This window comes from Burkholderia sp. IT-111MI5 (genome assembly GCF_949752865.1).
Taxonomy (GTDB): Bacteria; Pseudomonadota; Gammaproteobacteria; order Burkholderiales; family Burkholderiaceae; genus Burkholderia; species Burkholderia pyrrocinia_C.
The window spans coordinates 446627-458464 of record NZ_CATKIF010000022.1; the positions used below are offsets into that span (position 1 = coordinate 446627).

14 protein-coding genes are annotated in these 11838 nt (G+C 64.1%); 6 read left to right on the plus strand and 8 right to left on the minus strand.

All coding sequences use genetic code 11. The features are described from left to right. Positions 1 to 17: 17 nt before the first annotated feature. From ACM6JT_RS20420 to ACM6JT_RS20435, 4 genes are all read right to left on the minus strand, one after another. Positions 18 to 227, minus strand: coding sequence for a hypothetical protein (locus tag ACM6JT_RS20420; RefSeq protein ID WP_034181432.1), 210 nt, complete (start codon positions 225 to 227; stop codon positions 18 to 20). A 47-nt stretch (positions 228 to 274) separates the two neighbouring features. Continuing rightward, positions 275 to 559 carry a hypothetical protein gene (locus ACM6JT_RS20425; RefSeq protein ID WP_034181798.1) on the minus strand — a complete coding sequence of 95 codons (285 nt, stop codon included), beginning with the start codon at positions 557 to 559 and terminating at the stop codon, positions 275 to 277. Positions 560 to 1276: 717 nt separating this feature from the next. Continuing rightward, positions 1277 to 1480 carry a cold-shock protein gene (locus tag ACM6JT_RS20430; RefSeq protein WP_034181431.1) on the minus strand — a complete coding sequence of 68 codons (204 nt, stop codon included), beginning with the start codon at positions 1478 to 1480 and terminating at the stop codon, positions 1277 to 1279. A 297-nt stretch (positions 1481 to 1777) separates the two neighbouring features. Continuing rightward, positions 1778 to 2062: a hypothetical protein gene (locus ACM6JT_RS20435; protein ID WP_175959803.1), complete on the minus strand. Its 285-nt coding sequence runs from the start codon at positions 2060 to 2062 to the stop codon at positions 1778 to 1780. Between the two features lie 81 nt (positions 2063 to 2143). On the opposite strand from ACM6JT_RS20435, the gene ACM6JT_RS20440 reads away from it, so the two are divergent. Together ACM6JT_RS20440 and ACM6JT_RS20445 are read left to right on the plus strand one after the other, a co-directional pair. Beyond that, a complete protein-coding gene (locus tag ACM6JT_RS20440; protein WP_193727055.1) occupies positions 2144 to 2293 on the plus strand; it encodes a hypothetical protein in 150 nt (49 codons plus the stop codon). Between the two features lie 612 nt (positions 2294 to 2905). Continuing rightward, a complete protein-coding gene (locus ACM6JT_RS20445; RefSeq protein ID WP_152855901.1) occupies positions 2906 to 3121 on the plus strand; it encodes a hypothetical protein in 216 nt (71 codons plus the stop codon). A gap of 218 nt (positions 3122 to 3339) precedes the next feature. Here the strand turns inward: ACM6JT_RS20445 and ACM6JT_RS20450 are convergent, their stop codons facing one another. Next, entirely contained in the window at positions 3340 to 4518 is a 1179-nt protein-coding gene (locus tag ACM6JT_RS20450) for a chromate transporter (protein WP_414857144.1), read from the minus strand. Continuing rightward, a complete protein-coding gene (locus tag ACM6JT_RS20455) occupies positions 4515 to 5492 on the minus strand; it encodes a chromate resistance protein ChrB domain-containing protein (RefSeq protein ID WP_175746957.1) in 978 nt (325 codons plus the stop codon). Before ACM6JT_RS20455 ends, ACM6JT_RS20450 begins: the two co-directional genes overlap by 4 nt. Before the next feature lie 205 nt (positions 5493 to 5697). Between ACM6JT_RS20455 and ACM6JT_RS20460 the strand changes: the two genes are divergently transcribed. From ACM6JT_RS20460 to ACM6JT_RS20470, 3 genes are read left to right on the plus strand one after another with little or no spacing between them, the layout of a single operon-like run. Further along, positions 5698 to 5970: a metal/formaldehyde-sensitive transcriptional repressor gene (locus tag ACM6JT_RS20460; protein WP_072438025.1), complete on the plus strand. Its 273-nt coding sequence runs from the start codon at positions 5698 to 5700 to the stop codon at positions 5968 to 5970. Positions 5971 to 5981: 11 nt separating this feature from the next. Further along, complete coding sequence (gene dmeF / locus ACM6JT_RS20465; protein ID WP_414857145.1) at positions 5982 to 7256, plus strand: CDF family Co(II)/Ni(II) efflux transporter DmeF; 1275 nt, start codon at positions 5982 to 5984, stop codon at positions 7254 to 7256. A 2-nt stretch (positions 7257 to 7258) separates the two neighbouring features. Continuing rightward, positions 7259 to 7444 (plus strand): DUF1289 domain-containing protein, encoded by a 186-nt coding sequence (locus ACM6JT_RS20470; protein ID WP_152855903.1) that lies wholly within the window; start codon positions 7259 to 7261, stop codon positions 7442 to 7444. 159 nt (positions 7445 to 7603) lie between these two features. On the opposite strand, the gene ACM6JT_RS20475 is transcribed toward ACM6JT_RS20470, so the two are convergent. Continuing rightward, positions 7604 to 8335 (minus strand): polysaccharide deacetylase family protein, encoded by a 732-nt coding sequence (locus ACM6JT_RS20475; RefSeq protein WP_414857146.1) that lies wholly within the window; start codon positions 8333 to 8335, stop codon positions 7604 to 7606. 143 nt (positions 8336 to 8478) lie between these two features. Continuing rightward, complete coding sequence (locus ACM6JT_RS20480) at positions 8479 to 9624, minus strand: glycosyltransferase (protein WP_105393522.1); 1146 nt, start codon at positions 9622 to 9624, stop codon at positions 8479 to 8481. Between the two features lie 540 nt (positions 9625 to 10164). Here ACM6JT_RS20480 and ACM6JT_RS20485 point away from each other — a divergent pair. Next, complete coding sequence (locus ACM6JT_RS20485; protein ID WP_414857147.1) at positions 10165 to 11463, plus strand: dicarboxylate/amino acid:cation symporter; 1299 nt, start codon at positions 10165 to 10167, stop codon at positions 11461 to 11463. Positions 11464 to 11838 lie beyond the last annotated feature (375 nt).

Sequence of the window (11838 nt, forward strand, 5' to 3'; positions counted from 1 at the left end):
AACGTTTGAACGGAAAACTAGCCGAGTCGTGTCATGACGGCGCTCGCTATCTCGTCGGATTCGAATTCCGAATATCCGGCTCCGATCGATAGCGCGCGTACCGCCACGAACATTTGCAGTTCTTGCTGATGGCTTCGTGCCGAGTCGGCGATTCCGGCGGGCAGGACGGTGCCGGTCCAGCTGACCTCACGTCGACTGATCAAGCCGAGTAGTTCGTCGATGATCATGTTGCCCTCCAAATCGCCGACAGATTGCGTTGCGTAGACGGGGCGCGTCAGATCCCGTTGGAAAAGAAGCCCTGTTTCTCGCGATTGTCGTCGATGATGTTCTCGGCGTAGCGCAGCGAAGCGCGACGTGCGTCACCGGCGCTGTCAAACGGGGAGTTGTCGTGCAATCTGAACGTCTGGCTCTGCGTCACCGTGTCGGTGGTGCCGCGAAGGCAAATCTTGACTGCCGCGTCGAAACCGGCATCGTAGTTATGCGGACAGCCATTCGGCGCCGGTACGTGGGGGTAAATCAGTGGATAAATCTCGAATCCACGGTAGACATGCATGCTCATGGCAAACTCCTGGCGTTCGGCCACCACGAATTGCATGGACGAACACATCCGGCCAGTATCGCCGTTGCAGGGCGTGCCGGTGGGGTGAAAGGGACAACGTTGCAGCGCGAGGGAGGGGCGATGCAGCAAGAGGGTAGATGGAGGGGTGAGCAGTCAGACGGCAAGTGATCGCCCGAATAAACCCATCATACGCGCATCGTTTGTTGGGCGTTCAACTTATTCCGGATTGCGCGCGTCGATGCGCTCGGCCCATCACGCCGAGATCGCGCTGCACGGCAGCGGTGGCCGCCTCTTTGCCTATTCGTCGCGCAGCGGTTGGCTCGTTCCGCTATTACGGAGCAGGCGGCCGCTTCTTCGGGCGCGATTTCTCGCTAGCGGGAGCCTTGGGCGGCACCCAGTTCAATGCCGTGCCGAGCTTGGGCAGGGTCATGGCAGGCTTGGCACGCGGAGGCGCCTTGTTACTGCGAGGTTGACTTCTGGTCATGCGGGTTCTCCTGCTGCGCGGCTTGAGCGGTCCGCCGAGCGGGACTCGTCCGCTCACGCACGCGCGGCTGGACACGCGCGCGGCGAGGGGGCTGGGCATCTGCATACGCGCACGTTCGACGTCCGAATACGAAACGGATGACCCGGTCGAGCTTGCATCGGGACGCGTGGCGCCCGCGATGGAGGTGCGTATGCGCAGGAAGCGGCAGTTACGTGCCGCTTCGTGAACGGGACTTACAGGCCGGTAATGTTCGACGCCTGCAGGCCTTTGGGGCCGCTCTTCGTTTCGTAGCTGACTTTCTGGCCTTCGGCGAGCGTCTTGAAGCCGTCGCCGCGGATTTCCGAGAAATGCGCGAACAGATCGTCTCCGCCTGCGTCGGGCGTGATGAAGCCGAAGCCCTTGCTGTCGTTGAACCACTTGACGGTACCGGTATCCATGTTAGATCTCCTGAAAATGGACGAGCGTATGCGCCCTGAATGGACGCGGGAAAAAATAATCAAGGAGGGAGAGGACAACGAATACCGCAGGCCGCGGTTAATGATGGGCAGCAATCGCGCTTCTTGAATACTTCAGCGGCTGACAGTACGCCTCGGCAACGAAGGTGTCAAGCGCTTTCGGCCGAGGGGCAGAACAAGCGACTGCCCAGGAAAATCAGCATTCCGTAAAAAATGCGCGAAAAATCCCCGCGCGCGGCCGTTCGTCGGCCCTGGTCGTACGCCGTCCCGACTGCAACGTCAGAGGGTTGCCAGCAAATGCAACTGATGCTCGGTCTCGGTTCCGGTGATCAACGTGAAGAACCCTGTTTCCCGACGCTCGATCATCGAAAGGCCCTCTGCATCGGAGAAGATGTTCCACGCGACGTCATCGACATGTGCGCACCTTCCGCGCGTTCGCGCGAACGCTCGCAACAGCGGGCTCGCTTCGCGGCGGAGCACCAGGCGGTCTGCATTCAACACATAGGGTGGCCAGCCGGCACGTAGGACGAGGTAGTGGGGAATGGAACTGCGATCGATTTTCATGGGTTGCGCTGTTTGTTCCAGGGAGGGCTTGCGTTAGCCGGTCCAACTCGTGTCGACGCTCTCCTTCGAGCAGGGCGTTCGATGTGGACGCAAAAGACCGTTGGTGACGTGCTTCTCGCCTATGCGTCGACGCTGCTCGATGCGCAGGACATCGTCGAATGCAGCTCCAGTATCGATATCCGCGGCTCGTGCAAGCCAGGCACGGCGTGCTTCGAATTCATCGATGCTTGATGATGCGAGTCATGAGCATCGGCTCCCATGCGTGAGCTGCGTCGTCAGTGCCGAAACTGTTATCCGGAGCCGGTGGCGCAGCTAGCCCCACTATACGCGCTGCCGCCGTGACTCACACCTCGCAACAGTACGAAGGCACGCTCCGGCGACAGGAATTCACCCGAAATTTCGCTATACAAAATTGTGGAACGGCGTAGCATCGAATCATCGGATGACCCATGACCGATTCTTGCGCATCGCTCTGCGTGCCTCTCTGAATGCGATCGGGCTGCTCACCGTGGCCGATCGTCCGGGCACCATTGAATAGCGATGACGCTCCCCTCTCGTCCCGTCGCTTGAGAGTGGCTTCGGAGGTATTCCGAAGCAACGAGCTTCCATCTCTGTCTGCGGGCGGCACTTCATTTGCCGGTCTATCCGCGACCATCGCTGCGAGGTCGATGCGGATGCGTTCCCGATGTTCGAATCGGGTTGTGCGCCACGCCGCAAAAGCGGGATGGCGAATCGTTAATCCTGCCGGGAGGCGGCCGGGCGACGGCACTTGTCGACGTCCGACGCTTTCTCGCGCTGCTCCCGCGACAGCCTGGCTCGCGGTAACCCAACAGGGAGGAGCCCATGCTCTTCAATTCGACACGGTTCCGAATCGACCCGACACCCCGCAGGGCGGACGGAGAGTACATCGCGCATGTGAGGATCACCACGACTCTTTTGGACGGTGGTGAGCGGGAAGTACACGCCAGCGGCGATCTGGCCGGCTTCGATGCGCGGGACGACGCGGTTGCATACGCGACGAAATGGGCCGAAGGATGGCTGACCGCCCAATTCGGTTGAAAGCTGCGGGCACTTCGTCCGAAGCGTGCGCCGCCGGGATCGAACCGCAATGAGCAAGAGGCCGGTTTCGACAGAGAGCGAAGCCGTAGCGTTCGCGCTGCGAGCGCTGCGATCGCTTCGTGCCCGGCGTGCTGGCGAGAACGGGCGCGGTCCGGCGGTCGACGGGCGCGAGCGACAGGCCGGCCCGTCGATCCGAAAGCGCGAATCGCGCCTTCGAATCAATGATGGAGCAACGGGTAGGCCACCAGCCCGAGGAGCGCCGCGGCGGTGACGATCACCGGCTCCTGGAGCTTCTTGAAGCGCCACAGCAGCAGAACGGTCGCGACGGCCACGACGGCGGTCGGGACGTCGACGATCGAGCGTTTCGCGATGACCAGGACGGAGCCTGTGATTGCACCGACGGCTGCCGCCGTAATGCCGTCGACGAACGCCTTGACGTCGGCCCGGTGACCGTATTTCTTGACGTAGGGCGCCGGGATGATGGTGAACAGATAGCAGGGCAGGAAGGTGCCGAGCGCGGCGACGATTGCGCCCGGGAAGCCTGCCACCAGATAACCGATGAAGCCGACGGTGATCACGACCGGCCCCGGCGTGATCATGGCGACCGCGACGGCGTCGACGAACTGCTTGTCGTTGAGCCAGTGATGCTCGGTCACGACACCGCCGTACAGAAACGGCACGATCGCGAGCCCCGACCCGAACACGAATGCGCCGGCTTTCGCGAAGAACACGCCGATCTGCGCGAGTTGCGGCAGATCGATGCCGCTCAGCAGGCCGCTGGCCGCCGGCAGGTTGGCGCCGGCAAGCGCGCTCAGCCCGCTCTTGTGCAGCCACTTGGGCGGGGCGCGCCACAGCCAGCCGATCAGGCCGGCGACGATGAAGAGCCACGCGATTTCCGATTCCGTGATGAAGGTCACGGCAGCCAGCGTGATGAAGATCGCCCACAGCAGCTTGTCGTTGCCGACGGTCTTTATCGTGAGCTTGTACGCGCTCATCGCGATGATGCCGACCACGGCGGCCCCGACGCCATAGAAGACCGCCTGCATCCACGACAGCCCGCCGAAGCGTGCATAGGCGAACCCGAGCACGAGCACCATCAGGAACGACGGCAGCACGAACGCAAAACCGACGAGCGTCGCGCCGCGGATCCGGTAGTGTACGAAGCCGAGATAGATCGCGAGCTGGGCGGCCATCGGTCCCGGTGCGAGCTGGGCCAGCGTGAGTCCTTCCTTGTAGTCGGCCTCCGTGATCCAGCCGCGCCTCTCGACGAGATCGCGACGCATGTAGCCGGCGAGCGCCACCGGGCCGCCGAACCCCAGCGCGCCGAGTCGCAACATGTATCCGACCAGCTGGCCCAGCGAGTAACCCGGCGCGTTTGTCGTCACCGTCGTGGTCATGGCCGTCCTCCGGTTTCGTTCTTTCCGTTCGACGCGAAGTGCGCATGGAGCGAGTCAAGCACCGCGCTCATCTGTTCCAGCAGCTGATCGTCGTTTTCCGTGCGTTGACGCGTGCCGGCCATCACGGCCTCGAAGCCGGCCGCTTCGGGGGCGGCGGGACCGCCGACGTCGAGCGCATGCACGATCTCGCCGAGCCGTATCAACGCCGGATCCGTGTCGAGCCCGAAACTCGCCAGCAAGACCTCGAACGTCACGCGCTCGCCGACGTGCGTGAACGCGGCGCCGTCGAAATCGAAGCCCAGCGCGTCAGGCGGGCAATCCGCGGGCGACGCGAGCCAGACGAAGCGGGCGCGCGCGTCGATGAAGCGGCGGATCAGCCATGCGCTGGCGACACGATCGACCCACATCCGCTGACGGGTGGCCCAGGTGCGGCCCTGGTACTCGTCGGCAGCAAGCCGGCGGACGACGCGATCTGAGGCGTGCGGCTCGCCCGGCGACAGCAGCGTGTCGACCAGCGCGATGAAATCCTGCAGCGCGATTTCGGCGCGGGTCGCCGCATCGCCCGGGAAATAGTCGATCGCACGGAGGGCGTCGAAATCCTTGCGCAGGCGGCGCAGCAGCCGGGCGAGTTCCGTGGCCGACTGCCCGGCAAGCGTCTTGCGCACATCCGCGAGCTCGCGGATGAAGGCGGCGTAGTCGTCGTCGCGCCCGAAGCGTGCGCGGAATTCCTGCTCCTGCGATGCGTCGAGGCTCTGCGTGCGCAACAGGTGGGCCGTCCCGCCGCTGTCGGTGATTGCGTCCGCGAGTTCGCGCAACATGCGTTCGCGTTCTTCCGTGTACGGAAGCAGGTAGATGCCGTCGCGCAGCACGGCACAACCCTTCGCCTTGAGCGCGCGCCAGAACCGCATGCGGGCCGTCGCGTTTTCCGTAGGGAGGGTCAGAACGAGAATCGACCAGATTGAGAACGGAGTCATGTAGAGAATGCTACTTCCATGTCTGAATCTCTACAAGATGACTTTCGGGGACGGGCGGCATGGCGTCGTGGGCACGTGTAGCGGCGGTCAGGCACCGATGGTTCGCAGTTCAAGCTCAACCTTTCGTCTCGCTGAATATACCCCGCCCCTCTATAGGGAAAATCCTTTCCGGATATACTCCCCCCCGGTATATCAAAGGATCGCCATGAGCCACACCGTCAAGGAAAAGCAGAAGCTGCTGAATCGTGTCCGCCGGATCAAGGGGCAGGTCGAAGCCATCGAACGCGCGCTGGAGGAAGAGCGCGGTTGCAACGAAATCCTCCAGCTCATCACGAGCGGCCGCGGTGCGATGAACGGCCTGCTCGCGGTCGTGCTCGAGGATCACATCCGCAGCCATCTCGTCGATGCCGAGGGGCACGAGGACGAGGGCAGCGCGACCGAGCAGCTGATCGAAGTCGTTCACAGCTACTTCAAATGATCGAGGCAGGGATGAGCGACTTCAGGAACGACGCCTTCGGCGCAGGGCACGACCACATCTTTCTCGGCGCCGCGCACGAACAGAACGAACGCAGGACCTGGATGGTCATCGGGCTGTGCGCGGCAATGATGGTGGTCGAGATCGTCGGCGGGTCGATTTTCGGCTCGCTGGCGCTCATCGCGGACGGGTTGCACATGTCGACGCACGCGGGCGCGATGCTGATCGCCGCGCTCGCGTACACGTACGCGCGCCGGCATGCGAGCGACCCGCGATTCGTGTTCGGCACGGGCAAGCTCGGCGACCTGGCAGGCTTCACGAGCGCCATCGTGCTCGCGATGATCGCGCTGCTGATCGGCTATGAAGCGGTTGCGCGTTTGCTCGAGCCCGTTCCGATCCATTTCGGCGAGGCCATTCCGATCGCGGTTGCCGGCCTGCTCGTCAACATCGCGAGCGTCTGGCTGCTGAGCGGCGACCACCATGGGCACGGGCACGGTCATGGGCATCACCACGGGCATGGGCACGACGACCATGACCACGACGAGGTGACGCACAAGGTCTTCGACCAAAGCGGCGCGTTCTTCGTGTCGATCTTCGAAGACGGCGTGCCGCCGGTGTTCCGGATCTCACCGGCGATCTCCGGCACGACGCTCGGCGACGTCACGGCTGCATCGATCACGACGATTCGTCCGGACGGTACGCGGCAGGCGTTCGCGATGAGCGTGCGCGGCGCATGCCTGGAGTCGGTCGAGAACATTCCCGAGCCGCATGAATTCACGGCGATTGTCCGGTTGAACGGGCGCGAGCACGAACTCGCATTCGACGAGCACGACCATGGCGCGTCCGCGGCAGCGGCGCGCGATCACAACATCCGTTCGGCCTACGTCCACGTGATTGCCGACGCGGCGGTCTCCGTGCTGACGATCGTCGGGCTGCTGCTCGCGCGCGCATTCGGCTGGCTCTGGATGGACCCGCTGGCAGGCATCATCGGTGCGCTCGTGATCGCGAACTGGTCATACGGATTGATGCGCGACACCGGCGGCATCCTGCTCGACATGAGTGCGGACCGTCGGTTGGCGGACAACGTGCGCAGCGCAATCGAAGGCGGCGGCGACACGATCAACGACCTGCACGTCTGGCGTCTCGGGCCGGGGCACATGAGTGCGGTCGTGTCGGTGGCGACGGACGACCCGAAGCGGGATTCGCGCTTCTATCACGGCGTGCTGCAGCGGTTCAAGGATCTGTCGCATGTCACCGTCGAAGTCGTGCCGGCGACGCAGGGGCAATAAGCATGGCGGTCAAATCGCCCTGCATCGACGTGTGCTCGTTCGACGGCAGAACGGGCTACTGCGTGGCGTGCCTGCGAACGCGGGACGAAGCGCGCGCGTGGAAGAAGATGACGGACCATCGGCGCCACCAGATCGTGAACGACCGGGCCCGGCGGCAGGCAAAACTCGCGCGGGAAACATCGGACTGATCGCGCACGCGCGGCGATCGCGGCAAACGCGGCGGCGACGGCCGCGATCCGGAAGACCTTGCCTCGGTAAAGGCATCGATCCGTGCGCAGGCGTCGGGCCGATCGAACTCGGTGCCGACGCTTCACCCTTTCGCCATGACACAAGCGCCGTTCCCGGCGCTACCCGCGCTTGCGCACCCGCCAACGCGTACACTTGAACAGCAGCCGAAGCGCACCGACACCGCCCGCCACCGGAATCCGCGGCAGCAGAAACGGATCGTCGGACGCGTCGGCGCAACCGCGCCGGGTCGTCGTCGCATTGCCGTACCCGGCGGCGGCGACCTGGTCGCGGACGCGCGCGTCCAGATCGCCGTACGGATAGCAGAACGATTCGACGCGCCGGCCGCTCAGCGCTTCGAGCTGCCGCTTCGATTCGATGACCTGAAGGTCCGACACGTGCGCCGGCACGTACGACAGCGCGACGTGATCGAGCGTATGCGAGCCGATTTCATGGCCGTGATCGCGCCACGCGAGCATGTCCTCGCGCGTCATCAGCGGCGAGCGTGCGGTATCGGCGCCCGCATCCCAGTCGTTCTCGCCGCCGAACCGGCCGGCGACGAAATAGCAGGTCGCGGTGAACCCGAGCTCGTCCAGCACCGGCATCGCATGCGTGAGCACGTTGAGAAAACCGTCGTCGAACGAAATGCCGAAGACCTTTCCGCTGCGCTCCCCGCGCAGATACGGCTGCAGTTCGCGCACGCTCAGGCCGCGGTAGCCGAGCCGCCTGAACAACGTCATCTGGCGGCGGAACGCGTCGGGCGCAACGCTCAGGCCGCGCAGCCGGTCGGGCGGCGGCGGCAGCGGGCGTATCTGGTGATACATCAGGATCGGATAGCGCGTGGCGAGAAGCATCGGCGGATCGTGACAAGGCAAGGGTTACGCGTCCTTGCGGAAAATCCGCAGGGTCTTGAAGTCGCCGACCTCGACGAAGTGCACGTCGCACGGGCACTCCTGCGTCCGCAGGTCCCAATACTTCTTCCAGATATTCATGGCCATTACATGGACCTCAGGGACGCCACCCAACGATACGGGTTGTGTCGAATCGATTTCTGATAGACGGACAGCGTCGCGTCGACGAATCTGTCGAACGAGAACTCGCGCTTGCCTTTCAGCCGCGCGCTGCGTCCCATCGCGCGGACGCAGCCGGGCTCGCGCACGATCGCGCGCAGGATCTCGCCGATCGCTTCGGGCTCGCGCGGCGGAACGACCCATCCGTCCACGCCCGGCTCGACGTTTTCAGGCAGCCCGCCCACGCGCGTCACGATAGCGGGGCAGCCCAGCGACATCGCTTCGCGGCACGCGTACGACAGGCTCTCGTGGTACGACAGCACGAACGACACGTCGATGATCGAGAACGGCGCGCATATGTCGTCGACCCGTCCGGTGAATACGGTGCGCGACGTCATGCCGTGCCGCGCGATCTGCTCGCGCTGGTCGCAGGACGGCTCCGCACCGACCAGCAGCACGCGAAACCGCTCGCGCTCGTGCTCGGGCAGGCGGCCGAGCGCCGCGATCAGGTCCATCCAGCCTTTTTCCGGCGCGGTGCCGGCGCTGCTGCCCAGCACGATCGCGTCCGCGCCGGACGGCCCGAACAGCGCGACCTTGCGGCGGCGGATCTCGTCGCTCGCCGGTCGTTCCGCGGCCTGCCTGCGCACGCCGTGCTTGACGACCGTGACGTTCCCGTACGGCGACCGGAGCGCGAGCATGCTCGCGACATAGTCGCTGACCGCGATGGTGTGGTCGGTTGCGAGCCGTGCACGCAGCAGGTTGCCGAAGCTGTCGGCGCGATACGTGTTGTGCTTGGTGAGCACGACCGCGGGCCGGTGCCGGCACCCGAGCAGCGCCAGCATCACCTGCCGGTGATCGGCGGACCCGTTGACGTGAACGACGTCGAAGCGCTCGGCGACGATCCGCTGGCGCAGCCGCACAAGCTCCTGGCACAGCCGGTTCCAGCGCGGCTTGAATTCCATGTCGAAGATGGCCACGTCGGGGCTGTCCTTCAGCAGCCGCGACAGGCGGCTTCCCTCCGGCGACGCGACGGTTACGCGGTGATGCCGGCTCATCGCGGCGGCGAGATCGCGGACGTAGGTATCCTGGCCGCCGCCGTAGTCGCCGTGGAAGTTGGTGTACAGAATGTTCATCACGATGCCGATTTTTCCCGTTCATTCATTGGGAGGACTGCTTATCAAGCGAACGACTCGCCCCGTCTCGAAAAAAGGCGCGAACGCGGCTCCGCATTCCCGACTCGCGATTGCGCATTGCCGCTCGGGCGTTACGGCAACGCGAATCATTTCGAAATATTACATAGAGGTTACGCGCGGTAGTGTCGAGGTCTGCGCATCTTTGTGTGAATGTGTCGCGATCGTCTTCCCGTGTCGTCGCGGGCCGGCACGGGCGGCCTGTCCGTCCATCGAGGCCGCGGCGCTCGATAGCCGCTCGCGCCGTTCGGCCGGATCGCGACAGAACCCGCTTTTACGGCGGCCGCATGGACGCGGATCAACCCCTTTGCTTTCAGATTTGAAAGCCGGCGCGCCATTTGCGTTAGAATGCCCCCCCTGTCCGCCATGGCGACCGCCGGAAGCGGGCCTGTCGCACGCGTTGCGACGTGAGTTCCGATTCGCAGCCGGACGCGAATGATTTTCCAGCCGTTAGAAGCACACGCTCTGTAATTTGGATTGCTAATGAAGAAGAAGCACAACATTACCAAGTACATCGTCGTCGCGATGATTCTTGGTATCGCAGTGGGTTACGCGTGCCATAGCGCGTTTCCCGACCCGAAGATGGCCAAGGAAGTCGCCGGCTACGTGTCGTTGCTGTCCGACGTGTTCCTGCGATTGATCAAGATGATCATCGCGCCGCTGGTATTCGCGACGCTGACCGTCGGCATCGCGCAGATGGGCGACGGCGGCGCGGTGGGCCGCGTGGGCGTCAAGGCGTTCGGCTGGTTCTTCATCGCGTCGTTCACGTCGTTGCTGCTCGGCCTGCTGACCGCGACGATCCTGCAGCCGGGCAGCCACCTGAGCCTGCCGTTGCCGGCGTCCGACGCGGCCCTCAACCTGAAGACGGGCGCATTCACGCTGAAGGATTTCGTGGTTCACCTGGTGCCGAAATCGATCGCCGAGGCGATGGCGAACAACGAAATCCTGCAGATCGTCGTGTTCTCGATCTTCTTCGGCACCGCGCTGTCCGCGCTCGGCGAAGCGGGCAAGCGCCTGACCGGCGTGATCGACGATCTCGCGCAGGTGATGCTGAAGGTGACGGGCGCGGTGATGTGGTTTGCGCCGGTCGCGGTGTTCGCGGCGCTGGCGTCGACGATCACGACCGAAGGGCTCGGCATCCTGCTCACGTTCGCGAAGTTCATGGCGAGCTTCTATCTGGCGCTGGCGCTGCTGTGGGGCGTGCTGACGCTCGCCGGCGTGACGTTCCTCGGCAAGCGCGCGTTCACGCTGATCCGGCTGATCCGCGAGCCGTTCCTGCTGTCGTTCGCGACGGCGAGCTCCGAGGCCGCGTATCCGAAGCTGCTGGACGCGCTCGACCGCTTCGGCGTGAACCGCAAGATCTCGAGCTTCGTGCTGCCGATCGGGTACTCGTTCAACCTCGACGGCTCGATGATGTACTGCACGTTCGCGGTGCTATTCATCGCGCAGGTGTACGGCATCCATCTGCCGCTGGGCACGCAGATCACGATGCTGCTGATGCTGATGGTGACGTCGAAGGGGATGGCGGGCGTGCCGCGCGCATCGCTGGTCGTGATCGCGGCGACGCTCAACCAGTTCAACATGCCCGAAGCGGGGCTGCTGCTGATCATGGGCGTCGACATGTTTCTCGACATGGGGCGCTCGGCCACCAACGCCGTCGGCAACTCGATCGCGGCTGCCGTGGTCGCGAAGTGGGAAGGGCAGCTCGACGCGCCGCGTGACGACGACGATCCGGACGGAGGGCGCGTCATGCAGGTAAAGGTGCCGGAGACATCGGCATGATGCGTGGCAACGCGGCGGCGACGGCGCATTGCCTGCTCCGCGATCAATGACGATCGCCGGCCTGGATTCGAAACGGATTCAGGCCGGCGATTTGTTTTGTGGCAATGATTCCGCATTACGTGCGGTAGCTTTTTCCCGATTCGCCGGAAACGGCATTCGCGGTTTCAATCTTTCGTCGTTGAACAAGCGGCGATATTCCCGCAGGCGAACGGCCTGATTTCCCCGGTTTTCCCCATTCTCGATCGAGCGCGCAAGTGAACATTCACTGTCGCACCGCAGCGCCCGCTGTCGGGGTGCCTGATTGCCACGGGCGATGCGATCGAAGCCGATTCGGCGAAAAGCGCCATGGCACGGACGGTCCGCAATTTTTTTCGA